This window comes from Comamonas odontotermitis (assembly GCF_020080045.1).
Lineage (GTDB): Bacteria > Pseudomonadota > Gammaproteobacteria > Burkholderiales > Burkholderiaceae_C > Comamonas > Comamonas odontotermitis.
The window spans coordinates 2,562,758-2,580,487 of the sequence record NZ_CP083451.1; the positions used below are offsets into that span (position 1 = coordinate 2,562,758).

At 61.9% G+C, this 17,730-nt stretch carries 16 protein-coding genes; 5 read left to right on the forward strand and 11 right to left on the reverse strand.

The features are described 5' to 3' along the window. Positions 1-19 precede the first annotated feature (19 nt). The 7 genes from LAD35_RS11950 to LAD35_RS11980 all read right to left on the reverse strand — a co-directional run bounded on the left by LAD35_RS11950 (position 20) and on the right by LAD35_RS11980 (position 6,446). Positions 20-436 (reverse strand): RidA family protein, encoded by a 417-nt coding sequence (locus LAD35_RS11950; protein WP_224149297.1) that lies wholly within the window; start codon positions 434-436, stop codon positions 20-22. Between the two features lie 68 nt (positions 437-504). Beyond that, on the reverse strand, positions 505-1,278 hold the full coding sequence (benD, locus tag LAD35_RS11955; protein ID WP_396022792.1) for a benzoate diol dehydrogenase BenD: 774 nt from the start codon (positions 1,276-1,278) through the stop codon (positions 505-507). A 14-nt stretch (positions 1,279-1,292) separates the two neighbouring features. Then, complete coding sequence (benC, locus tag LAD35_RS11960) at positions 1,293-2,312, reverse strand: benzoate 1,2-dioxygenase electron transfer component BenC (RefSeq protein ID WP_224149299.1); 1,020 nt, start codon at positions 2,310-2,312, stop codon at positions 1,293-1,295. 18 nt (positions 2,313-2,330) lie between these two features. After that, positions 2,331-2,831 carry a benzoate 1,2-dioxygenase small subunit gene (benB, locus tag LAD35_RS11965; RefSeq protein ID WP_224149300.1) on the reverse strand — a complete coding sequence of 167 codons (501 nt, stop codon included), beginning with the start codon at positions 2,829-2,831 and terminating at the stop codon, positions 2,331-2,333. Then, entirely contained in the window at positions 2,828-4,189 is a 1,362-nt protein-coding gene (locus LAD35_RS11970; protein ID WP_317986699.1) for a Rieske 2Fe-2S domain-containing protein, read from the reverse strand. The genes benB and LAD35_RS11970 overlap by 4 nt, the downstream gene beginning before the upstream one ends. 82 nt (positions 4,190-4,271) lie before the next feature. Next, a complete protein-coding gene (catA, locus tag LAD35_RS11975) occupies positions 4,272-5,207 on the reverse strand; it encodes a catechol 1,2-dioxygenase (RefSeq protein WP_224149302.1) in 936 nt (311 codons plus the stop codon). A 51-nt stretch (positions 5,208-5,258) separates the two neighbouring features. Continuing rightward, positions 5,259-6,446 (reverse strand): muconate/chloromuconate family cycloisomerase, encoded by a 1,188-nt coding sequence (locus LAD35_RS11980; protein WP_224149303.1) that lies wholly within the window; start codon positions 6,444-6,446, stop codon positions 5,259-5,261. Positions 6,447-6,590: 144 nt separating this feature from the next. Between LAD35_RS11980 and LAD35_RS11985 the strand changes: the two genes are divergently transcribed. Next, entirely contained in the window at positions 6,591-7,541 is a 951-nt protein-coding gene (locus LAD35_RS11985) for a LysR family transcriptional regulator (RefSeq protein WP_224149304.1), read from the forward strand. An 11-nt stretch (positions 7,542-7,552) separates the two neighbouring features. On the opposite strand, the gene LAD35_RS11990 is transcribed toward LAD35_RS11985, so the two are convergent. Next, positions 7,553-8,890: an aminotransferase-like domain-containing protein gene (locus LAD35_RS11990; RefSeq protein ID WP_224149305.1), complete on the reverse strand. Its 1,338-nt coding sequence runs from the start codon at positions 8,888-8,890 to the stop codon at positions 7,553-7,555. Positions 8,891-9,032: 142 nt separating this feature from the next. On the opposite strand from LAD35_RS11990, the gene LAD35_RS11995 reads away from it, so the two are divergent. Genes LAD35_RS11995 through LAD35_RS12010 form a run of 4 tightly spaced genes read left to right on the forward strand, consistent with a single transcriptional unit; the run spans position 9,033 to position 11,603 of the window. Beyond that, complete coding sequence (locus LAD35_RS11995; protein ID WP_224149306.1) at positions 9,033-9,437, forward strand: VOC family protein; 405 nt, start codon at positions 9,033-9,035, stop codon at positions 9,435-9,437. Between the two features lie 36 nt (positions 9,438-9,473). Further along, a complete protein-coding gene (locus tag LAD35_RS12000; protein WP_224149307.1) occupies positions 9,474-10,103 on the forward strand; it encodes a LysE family translocator in 630 nt (209 codons plus the stop codon). A 57-nt stretch (positions 10,104-10,160) separates the two neighbouring features. Continuing rightward, a complete protein-coding gene (locus LAD35_RS12005) occupies positions 10,161-11,006 on the forward strand; it encodes a PhzF family phenazine biosynthesis protein (RefSeq protein WP_224149308.1) in 846 nt (281 codons plus the stop codon). A 21-nt stretch (positions 11,007-11,027) separates the two neighbouring features. Beyond that, entirely contained in the window at positions 11,028-11,603 is a 576-nt protein-coding gene (locus LAD35_RS12010; RefSeq protein ID WP_224149309.1) for a DinB family protein, read from the forward strand. 61 nt (positions 11,604-11,664) lie between these two features. Here LAD35_RS12010 and LAD35_RS12015 read toward each other — a convergent pair whose 3' ends face one another. The 3 genes from LAD35_RS12015 to nirB form a co-directional block, all read right to left on the reverse strand. After that, on the reverse strand, positions 11,665-14,511 hold the full coding sequence (locus LAD35_RS12015) for a nitrate reductase (protein WP_224149310.1): 2,847 nt from the start codon (positions 14,509-14,511) through the stop codon (positions 11,665-11,667). Between the two features lie 79 nt (positions 14,512-14,590). Beyond that, complete coding sequence (gene nirD, locus LAD35_RS12020; protein WP_224149311.1) at positions 14,591-14,989, reverse strand: nitrite reductase small subunit NirD; 399 nt, start codon at positions 14,987-14,989, stop codon at positions 14,591-14,593. Between the two features lie 22 nt (positions 14,990-15,011). After that, positions 15,012-17,480: a nitrite reductase large subunit NirB gene (gene nirB / locus LAD35_RS12025; protein WP_224149312.1), complete on the reverse strand. Its 2,469-nt coding sequence runs from the start codon at positions 17,478-17,480 to the stop codon at positions 15,012-15,014. Between the last annotated feature and the right edge of the window lie 250 nt (positions 17,481-17,730).

The window sequence follows — 17,730 nt, forward strand, 5'->3', positions numbered from 1 at the left end:
TGTGTCAGGACTGAGTCTTTCAGCCTGGTTTGGACTGGCCAGCTGGCAGCACCGCCACGGCCTTGATTTCCACGATGTACCCCGGCGCACCGCCAAGCATGTGCGCGCCAACTGCCGTCCACGCTGGCAGCGGATGCGCTTTGAAGTAGCGGTTGCGCACCTGCATGAACAAGGGCAGGTCGCGCATGTCTGTATGAAAGCTCGTCAGGTCGACCACATCTGCAAGCGACGCACCCGCCGCCTCCAGTACGAGCCGCAGGTTGTCGAACGCCTGCGCGATCTGGGCCTCACGGGCCTCAACCAGTTGCATCGACGAATCTCGCCCGATCTGGCCCGACACATAGACGGCATTGCCCACTTTCAAGGCGGGGGCGTAGCCGATCTTTTCGTATACCGCCTCCATTCCCGGCGGAATAACGGCTTTGCGATCACACATGGAATCTCCTTGCCCGGCGAGCGAGCGCCGGTTTTCAGGGTGGGAATGGAAGGTGCGGAAGCTGCCGGTCAGCCGTTGTCACCGCCTGCTACCGGCAGCACGGCGCCCGTGATGTAGGCAGCTTCATCCGATGCCAGGAACAGAATCGGCCCGACCTGGTCGTCCAGGCTGCCGTAGCGCTTGAAGAAGCTCGATTCAGTGACCTGCTGAACCGCTTCACCCATCCATACCTGCTCTTGCGCGCTGTCGCCCTCCGCGTTGCGAGGTACCCGTCTGGGCGGCGCGTTGGTTCCACCCGGCGCGGTTGCAACGACACGGATATGCTGTTGCGCATACTCCATCGCCAGAGCCTGCGTCAAGGCATTGACACCGCCCTTGGCCGCCGAGTACGGCACGCGGCGGATGCCGCGCGTGGCGTTCGATGAAACGTTGACGATGGTGCCGCCACCGCGCTCCAGCAGATGCGGCAGCACGGCATGGCAGGCATACAGCGTGGGCATCAGCGAGCGGCGAATTTCCGCATCGATCTGTGTGGGCTCGAAATCCGCATAGGGCCGCATGCGGATGGCTCCGCCCACGCCGTTGATCAGGATGTCGATTCCGCCAAACGTCTTCACCGCAAATGCCATCGCTGCGTCGGCGCCTTCATAGGTTTCGAGATCGGTGACAAAGCCCACTGCATGCGGGCTGCCCGCCTCGACCGCCACATCGGTGATGAAATCGGCGCGGTCAACAAACAGCACCTTGCCGCCTTCGGCAACGGCACGCAGCGCTACTCCGCGTCCGATGCCCTGAGCAGCGCCAGTGACCACCATCACTTTTCCGGCAAACCGCTGGTTCATGCTCGTATTTGCGCTCATGACACTACCGCCAGGTTGGGTGTGAACTTCTCGTAGTGGAAGCTTGCAGGCGCAATGCCTTCTGCCTTGAAGTGCTTTTGCACCGCCTCCACCATGGGCGGCGGGCCGCACAGGTAGACATCGACGTTGCCGCTGTGCAGCACCTCTGGTGCCAGGTGCTGGGTCACATAGCCCTGGCGCGGATGCGTGGTCTGCGGATCGGCGACGCAGGTGCTGAACGTGAAGCAAGAGATGCGGGCAGCATACGCCTCCAGCCGATCGACCATCACCAGGTCCTGGTCACGGGTCACGCCATAGACCAGATGCACGGGTTGACTCGTGCCGTGCATGGCCAGCACCTCCAGCATGGACAGAAACGGCGCCAGCCCTGTGCCGCCAGCCAAGAACAACAGCGGGCGTGTCACCGAGCGCAGATAAAAACTGCCCAGCGGCCCGGTCATCTCCAGCATCTGCCCAGACTGTGCTGTGCCCAGCCAGGTGCTCATCAGGCCGTCTGGCACCTGCTTGATCATGAAGCTCATGCGCTGCGCGCCGGGCATCGAACTGAATGAATAGGACCGGTGCTGGCCACTACCCGGCACACCGATGTTCACATACTGGCCCGGGAGGAACACTGGCGCCGTATCGGCGACATCCAGCACCAGTTCATAGGCTGCATCGCCAAAGGGCCCGACCTGTGCCACAGTAGCCTGGAAGGCAGCGGTACCCGTCTTGCAAGCGCTGGATGGCACGGGCACGGAGATCACGCAGTCCGACCTGGGTACCATCTGGCAGGTCAGCACCAGGCCCTCGGCGGCTTCGTCCCCCGTCAGCGCGTCCTCAATGTAGTCATCTCCCAGGTCGTAAGCGCCGCTTTCGGCCTTGCATTTGCAGGTGCCACAGACACCGTCGGAGCAGTCCATGGGCAGGTTGATGCGATGGCGGAAGGCCGCATCCAGCACCTTTTCGTTGGCACTGCAATCCACGAAACGGGTCACCCCGTCTTCAAAATTCAGTGCAATGCGATAGCTGTTCATTGTCGATCTCCCTGGTGGTCAGATGTGATAGACATCGATGACCTGACGGATATAGTCGTTCTTCAGAACAATCTTCTTGCGTGCAATCAGAAAGCCGCCATCCGCCTTGCGCAGCGTGACGAACACGGTGCCGAAGAAGTGATCGGTCAACTTGTAGCGGTGGCTCAAGGTATGAAAGTTGTAGCGCACATCCACCGTATCGCTGTGCTCGGCCAATACCTCCACATTGGTAATCATGTGGTTGGTGCGTGGCTCGGGCATGGAGGCGCTGGAGCGCTCTGTCTTGATGCGGAAGACCCGGTCTTCCAGGCCGTTGCGGTTGGGGTAGTAGATCAGCGAGATCTGGCTTTGCGGATCATCGGTGAGCCGGTCGTCATCGTCCCAGGCGGGCATCCAGTACTCGGCATCGGGGGCGTACAGCGCCAGCCAGGGCTCCCATTCGCGGTCATCCAGATGGCGCGCCTCGCGATAGAGAAAGGCGCAGATGGCGTTGTATTCTATGGAGGCAGCAGCGTTCATGGCTGAACTCCTTCCCGTTCCTGCTTCAAAGCCTGGCGCATCGTCCTGGCCCAGTAGCTGTGCTGACACACGAACAGGCCCTCGTCTTCGCTACGCTCTCCGCTGAGCAAGGGATTCATGCCCATTTTTCTTGCGTTTTCGTCGGGTCCGTCGATCCACAGCGGCTCGCCACGGCTCATGTCGTTCCAGCGCACGGCCGTGCCGGCATACCCAGCCTGGCAGGCTCGGAACTCCTCCAGATCGTCCGCCGTCCCCATGCCGGAGACATTGAAGAAGTCCTCGTACTGGCGGATGCGGATGGCGCGGTCTTCGGCGCTTTCGCCCTTGGGGCCGAAACAGAAGATGCTGATCTCGGTCTGGTTCACGCTCAGCGGCCTGGCAACGCGGATCTGCGTGCCGAACTGGTCCATCAGGAATACATTGGGGTACAGGCACAGGTTGCGGGTCTGGCTGACGATGATGTCCGCGCGCTCCTGGCCGACGCGCTGGGCGAGTTGCTTGCGCTGGTTCCAGATCGGACGCACCTCGGGATTCAAGGTATTGGTCCACAGCAGGATATGGCCATTCTCGAAGCCATAGACGCCGGCCACCGATTTGCTCCAGTTGTTGGCATCAGTGGCCTTGGTGCCCTCCTCGTGGCGGCGGCCCATGGTGGCCGCATAGTTCCAATGCACCGAGCTGACGTGGTAGCCATCGCAGCCGTTCTCCATCTGCATCTTCCAGTTGCCGTCATAGATGTAGCTGGAGTTGCCACGCAGCACCTCCAGACCATGGGGCGCCTGGTCCACAATCTGGTCGATGATGACTTTCGTCTCGCCCAGGTAGTCCTCCAGTGGCTGCACGTGGGGGTTCAGGCTGCCGAACAGAAAACCACGGTAGCTCTGGAACCGCGCTACCTTGGTCAGATCGTGCGAACCGTTCTGGTTGAAGGAGACTGGGTATTCGGTTGTTTTCTCGTCCTTGACCTTGAGCAGCTTGCCACTGTTGTTGAAGGTCCAGCCATGGAATGGGCAGGTAAAGCTGCCCTTGTTGCCATGTTTGCGGCGACACAGCATGGCGCCTTTGTGCGCGCAGGCATTGATCACCGCATGCAGTTCGCCGTGCTTGTCGCGGGTGACGATGATGGGCTGGCGACCGATCGTGGTGGTGTAGTAGTCGTTGTTGTCTGGAATCTGGCTTTCGTGTGCCAGATAGACCCAGTTCGATTCGAAAAGGTACTTCATCTCCAGTTCGAACAGCTCGGGATTGGTGAATATGTCGCGGCGGCAGCGAAAGACACCGGTCTCCTTGTCGTCTTGCACCGCCGTTTCCAGCAGCGTCTCGACAGCGTCGTATTTGTCAGCAGCAGTCGTGTTCATGGTAGGGTCTCGTTGGGGTGCAGCCATCCCCCGTGGCGCTCGGCCACGGTCTGGCTCTAACAGGGAAACAGGGGAGGTAGGTTCAGGCCGCCAGGCGCGGACGGTCGACGATCTGGTTGTCGACACCGTCGACCAGGGCGCTGAGCGTCAGGTCGAATTCGATCTCCGCGAACGGGCCACTCAAACCGTTGGCCTGGATGCTCGCCGCATCGCTGCGCTCCACCAGCGGGGGCACCAGGCCTTCACGGGTTGCGTAGGCAAAGTCATCGAACACCAGCGGATCGCCATCGATGTTGATCTGCGTGGTCAGCTTGCGGTGGCCGTTGGCCGTGACAAACAAGTGGATGTGCGCGGGACGGTTGCCGTGCCGGCCCAGTTGATCGAGCAGTGCCTGCGTGGGCCCATCGGGCGGACAGCCGTAGCCCACGGGCACGATGCTCTGGAACTTGTAGCGGCCTTGCGCATCGGCAATGATGGTGCGGCGCATGTTGAATGGCTTTTGCTCGCCAGTCGGATCGAAATGGGAGTAAAAGCCCTTTGTGTTGGCATGCCATACCTCGACCTGCGCACCGGGAACCGGCTTGCCATCCGCGCCGTAGATGGTGCCGTGCATGATGAGCGTGTGACCGGCTGTGTCGCTGCCGTCATCCAGTCGTGCAAAGCCCTGCGCCACTGGCGCACCCGCCACATACAGCGGGCCTTCGATGGTACGCGGCGTACCGTTCTTCACTCCCAGTGCCTCGTCCTCGGCGTCCATCCGCATGTCGAAGTAGCGGTCCAGGCCCAGACCGGGAGACAGCAGGCCAGCCTCCCCACGGGAGCCCAGCTGATTCAGGTAAGCCACCCCGGCCCAGTATTCGTCCGATGTGATGTCCAGGTCTTCGATGGCCTTGAACAGGTCGGACAGGATGCGGTGGATGACCTGTTTGGCGCGTGGGTTGCCGCCGTCATTGGTCAGACCGCTGGCCAGGCGCAGAAAGTCCTGCACTTGCGAGGTGTTGAAAATTTGAACGCTCATCGCAGTCTCCTTTTTATGGATGCTTCGTGGAAAAGGTGGGAAGAAATCAGGTCAGGCCGCAGCGCCAACAGATATGCGGGGGCGATCACGGCGGAAATGCTGTATCCGGTCTTCGTCCAGCGTGACGCCCAGCCCCGGCGCCGCCGGCACTGTCAGATGGAAATCCTTGTATTCGAGAGGCGTGGTCAGGATGTCTTCGGTGAGCAGCAGCGATCCAAACAGCTCGGTGCCCCATTGCAGCTCGCGGAATGTGGAGAACGCATGGGCCGACGCAATGGTGCCTACCCCGCCTTCCAGCATGGTTCCTCCATAAAGCCCGATACCCGCTGCATCGGCAATGGCGGCTACCTGTTGTGCGGCCTGCAATCCGCCGGACTGCTCCGTCTTGATGGCAAAGACGTCCGCGCCCGCCGCTCGTGCCAACGTAAAGGCCGAAACCGGGCCGGTCAATGACTCATCGGCCATGATGGCAATCGGATAGCGGCCCTTGAGGCGCGCGAGCACCTCAGCGCTGGCCACCGGCTGCTCGGCCAGTTCGCAGCCAGCATCCACCAGCCCTGCCAGTCCGCGGTGTGCGTCCAGCTCACTCCATGCCATGTTCACATCCACCCGCACCGAGGCTTTGTCACCCAGCGCCTTCTTGACGGCTGCCACGTGCGCCACATCGTCACGCACTGGATTGAGGCCGATCTTGAGCTTGAAGATCTGGTGGCGGCGCGTCTCCAGCATGCGCTGCGCTTCCTCGATGTCGCGCCCCGTATCGCCGGAAGCCAATGTCCATGCCACGGGCAGGCGCTCGCGCAGCCTACCGCCCAGCAGCTCGGAGACGGGCAATCCCTTGCGTTGGCCCAACGCGTCAAACAGGGCCGTCTCGACGGCGCACTTGGCAAAGCGGTTGTCGCGGATGGTCTTGCCCAGGCGGGCCATCAGCGCCGACACGCGGTTGGCATCCGCGCCCCGCATCTGCGGCGCGAAATAAGTGTCAATGGCCAGCTTCATGCCCTCTGGCGACTCGGCGCCGTAGGCCAAGCCACCAATGGTGGTGCCTTCGCCAATACCCACGGTGCCATCCGAACAGCGCACGCGCACCAGCATCAAAGTCTGGCCGTTCATCGTCGCCACCGACAGTTTGTGCGGGCGAATGGTCGGCAGATCGACCAGCAGGGTCTCTATCTGATCCACGACAACCGTGCCTGCAGAAAGCAACGTTGGGTGCTGAGGGCTGTGTGTGTTTTGCATGGCTCGTATTTAACGACGGCACCCCCGCTGCAATCCAAGACCAAATTGATCTAAATCAATACCTCAAAGGTATAGTTAATCAATTACCCATTTAAAAACAATCATTTAAAATCTCTCAATCCCATCTGAATATGGTTTTCCCGTATGGATTTGCGCCAGATTCGCTATTTCGTGGCCGTAGCGACCACCCGTAATTTCACCCGCGCGGCGGAACAGATGCATATCGCGCAGCCGCCACTCAGCCGCCAGATCCAGCAGTTGGAGGATGAACTGGGTGTGCAACTCGTCCAGCGCAACAGCCGCCCGGTGCGCCTGACCGAAGCGGGACGGCTGTTCTACGAGCAGGCACTACAGGTGCTGCACCGGGTGGATCAGATGAAAAACGCCGCCCGGCAGGTGGGACGCAGCCAGCGACAATCGATCTCGATTGCGTATGTGGCGTCCACGTTGTATGGCGGACTCCCCATGCTGGTGCGCATGTTCCGCAAGCGCTACCCGGACACCGATGTCCACCTGGTCGACATGGGGTCCATTCAGCAGATCCAGGAGCTCAAATCCGGCCGCATCGATCTGGGCTTCGGCCGCATCCGGACCAACGACAGCTCGGTGGCGCGCACCGTGCTGCGCGAGGAAAAGCTGGCCCTCGCAATCGCACCGGGATCGCCGCTGGCAGCTGATGGTGGCCGCATCACCCTGCAGGCATTGGCAGACCAGCGCCTGATCGTCTACCCCAAGGACCCGCGCCCGAGCTTTGCCGACCACGTGCTCGGCCTGTTGCATGACCAGGGCATCCAGCCCGTCGAAGTCCACGAAGTGCGCGAGTTGCAGGCTGCGCTGGGCTTGGTGGCCGCAGAGATGGGCGTGTGCATCATGCCGGCAGCGGCGCGGCTGCGCTCCGACCTGGTCTACCGTCTGATCGATGACGAGCGAGCCACCTCGCCCATCATCCTTAGTCACCGGTTCAACGATGATTCCTGGTATATCGCTGCAATCAAACAGTTGATTGCCGAGATGTATGCCCAGAATCCGCCCTGGCTTGATTTCGAGACCAACGCATTCCCGGCTGCAGATGCAAAGGCAAGGCCGCGCGCATAGCATCAAGCCCGTCACTTGAGCAATGCTGCCAGAATTGCCAGAGATTCATTCAGTTCCTCCCAACTGGCGCCGCCCAGGCAGATTCGCAGGCCGCTGGCGCTATCACCGGGTCTTACCATGGTGCTTTGCGGCAAGGTCAGCTTCACGCCCATGTCCATAGCTGCAGAAAAGACACCATCGGCGACATCGCGTTTCATCGGTAGCCAGGCGTTATAGGCATCAGGGTGCCAGACGAGACCGCGAGTGCCCAGGAGCGAGGCTGCCAGTTTGGACCGCCGCCGGGCCTCATGGCGTAGATCTTGCTGGATCGCAGCAATCACGCCAGTGGCCAGCCAGTCATCGACCACTGCGCATGACAGGGCGGACGGAGCCATTGGCAGCTCACGCAGAAAGTCCTGCGCGGCCTCGCACAGACTGGGAGGCAGTGCCAGCATGCCAATCTGCAGCCCCGGGCCGAGCGACTTGGAAAGCCCGTTCACGTGCAGGGCGATCTCGGGAGCCAGTGTCGCCAACTGGGGCAACCCTGGAGATGACGCTGCATACACACCATCTTCAATGATCCAGGCACCCGCTTGTCGACAAATCTCTGCAATGGCTTGCCTTCGATCAACCCCCATGGTGGCGGTTGTCGGGTTGTGCAGCGTTGGCGTGAGGTAGACCGCCCTCCCCTCTGTGGCCTTGATACCTGCAAGTGCCTCGGCGAGCGCCTGCGGCACCATCCCTTCGGAATCGATCTGGGCACCCTGAATCCGGTACCCCCTGCGCCGGGCCAGAGCGATAGCCCCGGGATAGGTGATCCGTTCAGTCAGAATCACCCCATGCCTCCCGCACACAAGATCAAAGGCCAATGCCAGTGCCTGGCGGGCTCCGCTGGTCAGAACCAGGTGCGACGGCTCCACACCCAGACCGAGCGTGTCAAGCCAGCGCGCAAGCACGCGACGGTGTTCAAGATGCCCACCGGGGGGAGCGTACAGATTGAAGTGATCCGCATCGATCTTGCGAGCGATCCCTGTCAATGTTCGCGCCAGTAGCCGCGCACCAAGCGCAGCCGGCGGCGCATTGGCTGAAAGATCGATCTGCCGGCCGCCATGGGCCTGGAGGATTGCCACAAAGGTTCCCCGCCCTTTGATGCTGCGCGTCAGGCCTCTGCGCTCCAGGGCGGCATAGGCCTTGGTCACCGTGCCCAGGCCGATCTGCAATGTCCTGGCCAGATCCCGGTGCGCTGGCAAACGATCGCCGCCTGCCAGCCGGCCTTCGATGATGTCACCGGCCAATGCCAACGACAGCCGTTCGGCGACGTTCGCGCCCGTGCTTGCCAGATGAGGAATCCAGGGTGATTGAAGGAGCACGCTCGCGGCCTCAGAAATATAAGTGTAACGTTACACTATTTAAATACTTCAATAGTGTAACGTTCATACCGATGCTTCTGGAAAGCAGTTTCCCCTTGTGAGAAGGGCCTGACCGCGATGCGGGAAAGGGATGGAGAGCAGGATGTTGAGCCACATTACTGTCGGAGCACGCGATCTTGGGCGAGCGGGTCGCTTTTACGATGCAGTGCTCTCCCCGCTTGGATTGAAGCGCAGAATCGTCTCGCCCGATGGCGGGCCTGCCGCGCTGTGCCGGGTCGGTGCACATGCCACCTTGCCGCGCTTTTATGTCTACAGCCCCTTCAACGGTGAACCGGCAACTGCTGGCAACGGCAGCATGGTGGCCTTTCTTGCACCATCGATAGCGGCAGTGAACACGGCTTATGCCGATGGACTTGCGCATGGCGGCTGCGATGACGGCGCGCCTGGGCCCCGCCCCCACTATGGCGAGGGCTATTACGGCGCCTACCTGCGGGACCCCGATGGCAACAAGGTTCATATCGTCCATCGCGCGGACCTGCAGCCGTAGCGCAGTTCGCGCCACGTAATTCTGGAGCAAACCATCATGACCGCAAGCCAGTTCGCACTCGTCTACGGCACCTATCTCATCGCCACTGCCAGCCCCGGACCGAGCAACATGGCCATCATGGGCACGGCGATGCGTGACGGGCGCCGCCCCGCGCTCGCTTTGGCAGCCGGTGTGGTCACGGGCTCGCTCTTCTGGGCGATCCTGGCAGCCACCGGCGTTTCTGCCGTATTGACCACATATGCACAGGCGCTTGTCGCCCTCAAAATCGCTGGCGGTCTCTACCTGCTCTGGCTGGCCTTCCGCGCAGGAAAATCGGCCATGAAGCGGTGCCACAGCATTGACGAGGTGAGCGTATCAGGCAAGGCGCTGCGCTATCGCTTGCTCTATCGGCAGGGCGTTCTCATGCACATCGGCAATCCCAAGGCCATCATGTCCTGGGTCGCCATCATTTCGCTGGGAATCCACCACAACACCCCTGCCGATGGGGTGGCGGTGATTGTGGGTGGCTGTGTGCTCCTCGGAATTGGGGTGTTCGGCGGCTATGCCATCGTCTTCTCAACCACCTCGATGATTGCCCTGTATGCACGCTTGCGGCGGTGGATCGAAGGCGTGCTCTCGGCGGTGTTTGCAGTCGCAGGGCTGAAGCTGCTGGCCTTGCGCAGTTGAAGACCCTGGCCTTTGCACAGCTCCTCTCCCATTGATTCCAGGTACAGGATCCCAACGATGACCTTCGCTATCCATATGGTCGATGTCTTTGGCTCGGGCGCGCTTTCCGGCAATCCGCTGGCTGTCGTCACCGGTGCCGATGCGCTGAACACACACGACATGCAGCGGCTGACGCGGTGGCTCAACCTTTCCGAAACGGCATTTGTGCTCGCCCCCAGGCATCCGGAGGCGGACTACCGGGTCAGAATCTTCACCTTGGACAGGGAGATGCCTTTTGCAGGGCACCCTACCCTCGGAAGCTGTCACGTCTGGTTGTCCGCCCACAACCGCCTCGAACACAAAGCGGCGATCGTCCAGGAGTGCGGTGCAGGGCTGGTCCAGCTCCGGCGCGATCGAGGGCGGCTTGCATTCGCTGCGCCACCGCTGATCCGTTCTGGCCCGCCAACTCCACCCGAACTGGACGAAGCGCGGCAATTGCTTGGAATTGACGCCAGCGACATTCTGGACGCCGCCTGGATCGACAATGGCCCGGGATGGCTGGGGATCCGGTTGCTTTCGGCGGAGAAAGTGCTGTCGCTCAACCCAGCCAGGCGATGGCACACCCGCATTGATGTCGGCGTAATCGGCCCACACACCAACGGCAGTGATCCTGGGTTCGAAGTTCGGGCCTTCTTCTCAGACCATCTGGGAGCCATCGTCGAAGACCCTGTCACCGGAAGTCTCAATGCCTCGTTTGCCCAATGGCTGTTCGCAACCGGAATGGTCCATGGCGACTACATAGCCGCTCAAGGCACATGCCTCGGCCGACAAGGCCGCATTTATTTGAGCCGCGACGATGCCCGTCAAGTCTGGGTCGGCGGAGAAACACGCACCCATATCGAGGGAGCGTTGCGTGGCCTTTGAAAACATAGGAAGAGTTTGAGCATGTCGACAACCATACGGGGCGCAACCACCCCGGCCCACGCCTGCGATGGCGCCACATCATCAGCCACGGCGATCAACACCTTGAAAATGCTGGTTCGCTACAAGCGTTGGGCGAATGGCCTGACTTTCAAGACTGTACTGGAGCTTCCTGAGGGGGAGGCCCTTCGCCAGAGGCCAACGCGATTCGGCAACATGGTGCACACCTTGAACCATGTGTATGTGGTGGACGATATCTTCAGACACCATCTGCAAGGCAGGAAGCATGGCTACACAGCACGCAATACCGAGCACACGCCTTCTGCCGTCGATTTATGGGAAGCCGTGCAGGAAATGGATCGCTGGTATATCGATCTGGTCGACACATGGTCGAATGACGACCTCGCGAAAGTCGTCCATTTTGAATTCGTTGGCGGCGGGCAAGGCGCCATGACCCGTGAGCAAATCGTGCTGCATGTGGTCAACCACGGCACCTATCACCGCGGCTTTGTCGGCGACATGATGTACCAGGTGCCCTTTATGCCTCCGTCCAACGATCTGCCGGTCTTCATCAGGGATCATTACTGCAGCGAACACTGAAAATTCCCAGGCCAACCGAGGATATCCTCTGGTGCAGGATCTCGACGGGCTTGTTGGGAACTCAGGCAACAGCCGGTAGGGCCGGAACCGCCTGAACCAGTTGCTTGATCTTTGGAATACAGGAGCCGCAACGCGTGCCACAGCCCAGTGAAGACTTGAGTTGTGCCAGCCGTTCGTCGGGCGAACCCTCGCATGCGGATAGCTGCTTGCTGATGCTGGCCTCGTCCACATTCATGCATGCGCATACCTGCGGCGATCTGGCCGGCATGGCGGCGGGCGGCTTCCTGCCCGATGACAGCAGCAGACGGCCATAGGTTTGCACCGATTGCTCGTCACGCAGAACCGGCCCTAGCCACTGGCCCGCGCTGGCATCTCCGCAGAGTAAAAAAGCATCGAGCCGTGGTTCCCCCGCTTGGCGCGCTACCACCATGGCCCGGCTGCACTGGCGGCGCGCATCTGCATAGCGCATGGCCTGCGGCCCATCGAGCTGCAACAACCGATGCAGACGCGCCAGCACTTCGGCGGACGGTGCCTCATAGGCCGCCGCGCGAAACTGCACGCCGGTGCGGCCTTGGCTTGCGTGTTCCAGGGAGACAGTGCGGCCGAAAAGCACGCAACTGGCAAAGTCGAACTCGGCCATCAACGCTGCCAGCGCCTGGCGAACGGACTGCACCTGCGCTTCGCCCAACCATGCCATGCCCAGGCACGTCCAGGGCAGTTCTGCCTTGAGCAACCTGACGGCCACGTGCTTGAGCTCGGGTTGCTTGGAGCGCGGGCAGCGCTCGGGCGTGGTCAGCGCATTGACGCCGGCCAGTTTCTGCCCCCGGGAGCCCATCCCGCTCAGATGCATGCTGCCCCAGTGCATGGGCAAATAGAGCTGCGCGGCCTGCAGCCCTGGATCCGCCTGCACGGGCAGGACGATGGCGCCATAGCGGTTGGAGACATGGACCAGATCGCCGTCCTGCAACTGCAGCCGCTGCATGTCCTGTGGGTTGACCTGCAGCTGCGGCTCGCTCGCATGCGCAAACAGCCGCCCCAGCTGACCAGTCCGCGTCATGCCGTGCCACTGGTCGCGCAGGCGGCCGGTGTTGAGGCTGAAAGGATGGCGTGCATCACGCGGTACGGCCACTGCCTGCCAGGGCTGAATGTCAAAACGGGCTCGACCGTCGTCAGTTGCAAATATTCCATCACCGTACAAGCGCTGTTTGCCGTGGCTTGCTCCGCTGGGCATGGGCCATTGCTGCGGGCCCCCTGCCTCCAGCAAGTCCCAGCTCAGGCCCGTGATGTCCAGATCGCGACCGCGCGTGCTCTCGCGGTGCTCGTTCCAGATGGCTTCGGCGCCCGCTGGCGGGTTCTCCGTGTCGTAGGGAAACAGCGTGGGCTGCCCCGGGCGCAAGCGCTGCTCCAGGCGTTGCGCCAACTGCACGCCGATCTGCCAGTCATGGCGCGCCGCCCCTGGCGCGGCAACGGCGGCCCGCACGCGGGAGATGCGCCGCTCGCTATTGGTCACCGTACCCAGCTTCTCACCCCAGGTAGTGGCAGGCAGCAGCCAGTCGGCATAGGCCGTGGTCTCGGTCACGGCGAAGGCCTCCTGCACCACGACCAACTCGGCCCCCTCCAGCGCCCGGCGCACCATGGCCTGCTCGGGCAGGCTCTGCGCGGGATTGGTGCAGGCGATCCACAAGGCTTTGATCTGTCCGTCGGCTGCGGCTTCGAACATCTCCAGTGCGGATTTTCCGGCTTGTGCAGGCACGGCATCCACGCCCCAAAGCCGAGCCACCTCGGCCCTGTGCTCCGGATTGCCCATATCGCGGTGCGCACTGAGCAGATTGGACAGCCCCCCCACCTCGCGCCCACCCATGGCATTGGGTTGGCCTGTCAGCGAAAGCGGCCCCGCGCCGGGTTTGCCGATCTGGCCGGTAGCCAGATGCAGGTTGATCAGCGCCGCATTGTTGGCTGTACCGCTGCGGCTCTGGTTCAGGCCCTGGCAGTACAGGCTGAGCGTGGGCAGTCTTGGCTCACCAGGCTCTTGTGCGCCGCCCCATGCCATCCAGCGTGCCGCCCGGTACAAGTCTGCCGGCGGCAGACCGCAGATGGCGGCAACCCTCTCGGGCGTAGCCTCGCGCACCAGTTCCTTGAGCTGGGCGAAGCCACTGGTGTGCTGCGCAATGAAGGTGCTGTTCGTCCAGCCTTCCCACAGCATGATGTGCAGCAGCCCATGGCACAGCATCACATCGCTGCCCGGTTGCAGCGGTAGATACAGATCCGCCAGCTCGGCGGTTTCCGTACGGCGCGGGTCGGCCACGATGATCTTCAGGTGCGGGTTGTGAACCTTGGCCTCTTCCACGCGCCGGAACAAAATCGGGTGTGCCCAGGCCATATTGCTGCCCGTGATGAACATGCAGCCCGCGAGGTCGATATCAGAGTAGCAGGCAGGCGGCGCATCGGCCCCCAGCGTGGCCTTGTAGCCCGCCACGGCACTGCTCATGCACAGGCGGGAATTGGTGTCGAGGTTGTTGGTTCCCAGCAGGCCTTTGACCAGTTTGTTGAAGACGTAATAGTCCTCGGTCAGCAGCTGGCCGCTGAGGTAAAAGCCCAATGCATCGCTCCCATGCTCGGCGTGAATCCGGGCCAGGTGCCCGGCCAGCTCGCCCAGTGCCAGATCCCAGCTTACGGCCTGCGGCGCCGCAGTGCGCTGCAACCTGCGCATGGGTTGCAGCAAACGGGCCTGCTGGGCATAGGCGGGTGCGGCCGTCAGATGCAAGGTGCTGCCCTTGGTACACAGGCGCCCCTGGTTGGCGGGGTGATCGATGTCCCCGCGCACGCCGACAATCTGCAGCCCATCGGACTCGATGACCACGCCGCAGCCGACACCGCAATAGGGGCAGGTGGATTTGGTCTCACGCATGGAAAACCTTCAGTCAAATTGCGCCGTGGCGCTTATCACAAAATCGCAATCAGCTATCTAATAGATAGCAAACAAGGCGCTAGACAGAAGCACAGGGGGATTTGCCTGCACAATGCGCGGGCCCTGCATGCGGCCGGGTCTGCTCCAGCGCGCGGCTGGCCAGTTCGTCGGCCCGCAACTGCACCTCGCCGTCCTGCACCCGCACGCTGAAGTGCGGCGTGCAACCCTCGTCGGGCTCCGCAGCTTCACCCGAGCGCAGTGCAATGGTCCAGTTGTGGAGCGGACAGGCCACGCTGCGGCCGAACACAATGCCTTGCGACAGCGGACCGCCTTTGTGCGGACAGCGGTCCAGCAGCGCAAACACCTCGTCCTCTGCATTGCGGAACACTGCCACATCCAGGCCACGGGCGCGCGCCACCCGGCGGGCCCCCAGCACGGGGATGTCGTCCATCGTGCAGATAGAAATCCATTCACTCATTTCGGGCTCCTCGGTGGTTGGCTCAGGCGCTGTCTCTTGCCGTTTGTGCAGCCGTCAATGGCTGGAACTGCCGCACATCCACGGCTGCCTTGTCGGTCTCGAACCAGGGATCGGGCTCGCCCTCCAGGGCGAACTGCAGTTGCTCCCACAGCACCTTGCGGCCTTCGGCATCATCCAGAATGCGCTTTTTCACATAGTCCAGACCCACGCGGTTGATGTAGTGCACGGTGCGCTCCAGGTACCAGCCTTCCAGGCGATACAGCTGCATGAATGCACCGGTGTACTCCATCACCTCGTCGGCAGTCTTGAGCTTGGTGAAGAAGTGCGCGACCTCGGTCTTGATGCCGCCGTTGCCGCCCACGTACATCTCCCAACCCGAGTCCACGCCGATGATGCCTACGTCCTTGATGCCGGACTCCGCGCAGTTGCGTGGGCAGCCGCTGACGGCGAACTTCACCTTGTGAGGTGCGTACATGCGCCACATGGCACGCTCCAGGTCCTTGCCCATCTGGGTGCTGTCCTGCGTGCCCATACGGCACCATTCGCTGCCCACGCAGGTCTTGACCGTGCGCAGCGCCTTGGCATAGGCATGGCCGCAAGGCATGCCGATATCGTTCCACACGCCCTGCAGGTCTTCTTTCTTCACCCCCAGCAAGTCGATGCGCTGGCCGCCCGTCACCTTCACGGTAGGTATCTGGTATTTGTCCACCACATCGGCAATGCGGCGCAACTCGTCAGCCGTGGTCTCACCGCCCCACATGCGCGGAATCACACTGTACGTACCGTCCTTCTGAATATTGGCGTGGCTGCGCTCGTTGATGAAACGGCTTTGCGGGTCGTCCCTTGCCTCCTTGGGCCAGGTGCTGATCAGATAGTAGTTGACAGCCGGGCGACACGAGGCGCAGCCATTGGGCGTGCGCCATTCCATGAAGCGGTACACGGCATCGGTAGTCAACAGCCTGTGCTCACGAATCGCGTCGCGCACGGCTTGGTGGCCGTGGTCGGTACAACCGCACATGGCCTTGGTCTTGGGCGATGCGGAATAGTCGCCGCCGGCCGTGAACATGATGATCTGCTCCACCAGCCCGGTGCAGGAGCCGCAGCTGGCACTGGCCTTGGTGCGCTTGCGCACCTCTTCCAGCGTGAACAGGCCTTTTTCCTTGATGGCCTTGCAGATGGCTCCCTTGGTCACGCCGTTGCAGCCGCACACCTCGTCGCCATCGGCCATGGCCGCGGCCTTGTTCTGGCCCTGGTGGCCGGTATCTCCCAGATTGGATTCGCCAAACATCAGCTTGTCGCGGATATCGGCCACGCTGCGGCCTTCGCGCAGCAGCTTGAAATACCAGCTGCCATCCACCGTATCGCCATACAGGCAGGCGCCGACCAGCTTGTCATCCTTGATGACCAGCTTTTTGTAGACTCCCGCATAGGGGTCGCTCATCAGAATCTCTTCAGTATCGCCTCCGCCCTGGAAATCGCCTGCCGAGAACAGGTCGATGCCCGTGACCTTGAGCTTGGTCGAGGTCAGCGACCCCAGATAGCGGCCGATGCCGAATTCGGCCAGATGGTTGGCCAGCACCTTGCCCTGTTCAAACAGCGGCGCCACCAGCCCATAGGCAGTCCCCCGGTGCGCAGCACATTCGCCCACTGCGTAGATGCGCGGGTCGGTCACAGTCTGCAGCGTGTCGCTGACCACAATGCCGCGATTCACATGCAGATGCATGGATTCAGCCAGCCCCGTGTTGGGACGTATGCCGACGGCCATGACGACCAGATCAGCCGGAATCTCGCTGCCATCCTTGAAGCGCACCGCGCGCACGCGGCCGCTGGCGTCACCCAGCAATTCCTGCGTCTGCGCATGCATGCAGAACTGCATGCCTCGCTCGGAGAGCGATTGCTGCAGCATCTGGCCGGCCCGATCGTCAAGCTGGCGCTCCATCAGCCAATCCCCCACATGCACAACCGTCACCTGCATGCCGCGTTTCATCAGACCGTTCGCGGCCTCCAGTCCGAGCAGGCCACCACCGATCACCACCGCATGCCTGAGTGTCTTTGCCGCCTCGATCATGGCCTCGGTGTCGGCAATGTCCCGGTAGGCCAGTACACCCAGCAGGTCCTTGCCGGGAATGGGCAGAATAAAAGGGTTGGAGCCCGTTGCCATGATCAGGCGATCGTAGCCAGCACTGGCTTCTTCGCCCTGGGCATTGACCGCATGCACCGTACGGCGGGCACGGTCCACGGCTGTCACGGTATAGCCTGCGTGCAGCAGGATGTGATGGTCCTGGTACCATGCCCAGTCATTGAGCACGATATCGCTGAGCGTCTGCTCCCCGGCCAGCACCGGCGACAGCAGGATTCGGTTGTAGTTGGGATGCGGCTCGGCGCCAAACACCGTGATGTCGTACAGATCGGGAGCAATGGCCAGCAACTCTTCCAGCGCGCGTACGCCCGCCATTCCGTTGCCAATCATGACCAGTTTGGATTTTTTCATCTCAGTCCCCGTGGGCTTGGGAAAAAAAAGACGTCTGCGCGTTGCATGACCGGCATGAACGCGTAGACGTCTTTGTCCTTGGACTCCGGCGCAACCTTGCACCTTCACCCTGTGGCCCACCTTGGCCACGCCCAACAACATGCAATTGCCATGCCAGATCTGTCATCCCGAAAACCACACGCCCTGAGATCGCACGCATGCGCCTGGGCCCATCCCTTTTAGGCCATGGCTCCCGGGCTTGCATGCACTG

Excerpts from the sequence above, each read along its gene's own strand:
- LAD35_RS11950 (WP_224149297.1), bottom strand. The coding sequence starts at position 436 with ATGTGTGATCGCAAAGCCGTTATTCCGCCGGGAATGGAGGCGGTATAC.
- benD (WP_396022792.1), bottom strand. The coding sequence starts at position 1,278 with ATGAACCAGCGGTTTGCCGGAAAAGTGATGGTGGTCACTGGCGCTGCT.
- benC (WP_224149299.1), bottom strand. The coding sequence starts at position 2,312 with ATGAACAGCTATCGCATTGCACTGAATTTTGAAGACGGGGTGACCCGT.
- benB (WP_224149300.1), bottom strand. The coding sequence starts at position 2,831 with ATGAACGCTGCTGCCTCCATAGAATACAACGCCATCTGCGCCTTTCTC.
- LAD35_RS11970 (WP_317986699.1), bottom strand. The coding sequence starts at position 4,189 with ATGAACACGACTGCTGCTGACAAATACGACGCTGTCGAGACGCTGCTG.
- catA (WP_224149302.1), bottom strand. The coding sequence starts at position 5,207 with ATGAGCGTTCAAATTTTCAACACCTCGCAAGTGCAGGACTTTCTGCGC.
- LAD35_RS11980 (WP_224149303.1), bottom strand. The coding sequence starts at position 6,446 with ATGCAAAACACACACAGCCCTCAGCACCCAACGTTGCTTTCTGCAGGC.
- LAD35_RS11985 (WP_224149304.1), top strand. The coding sequence starts at position 6,591 with ATGGATTTGCGCCAGATTCGCTATTTCGTGGCCGTAGCGACCACCCGT.
- LAD35_RS11995 (WP_224149306.1), top strand. The coding sequence starts at position 9,033 with ATGTTGAGCCACATTACTGTCGGAGCACGCGATCTTGGGCGAGCGGGT.
- LAD35_RS12000 (WP_224149307.1), top strand. The coding sequence starts at position 9,474 with ATGACCGCAAGCCAGTTCGCACTCGTCTACGGCACCTATCTCATCGCC.
- LAD35_RS12005 (WP_224149308.1), top strand. The coding sequence starts at position 10,161 with ATGACCTTCGCTATCCATATGGTCGATGTCTTTGGCTCGGGCGCGCTT.
- LAD35_RS12010 (WP_224149309.1), top strand. The coding sequence starts at position 11,028 with ATGTCGACAACCATACGGGGCGCAACCACCCCGGCCCACGCCTGCGAT.
- LAD35_RS12015 (WP_224149310.1), bottom strand. The coding sequence starts at position 14,511 with ATGCGTGAGACCAAATCCACCTGCCCCTATTGCGGTGTCGGCTGCGGC.
- nirD (WP_224149311.1), bottom strand. The coding sequence starts at position 14,989 with ATGAGTGAATGGATTTCTATCTGCACGATGGACGACATCCCCGTGCTG.
- nirB (WP_224149312.1), bottom strand. The coding sequence starts at position 17,480 with ATGAAAAAATCCAAACTGGTCATGATTGGCAACGGAATGGCGGGCGTA.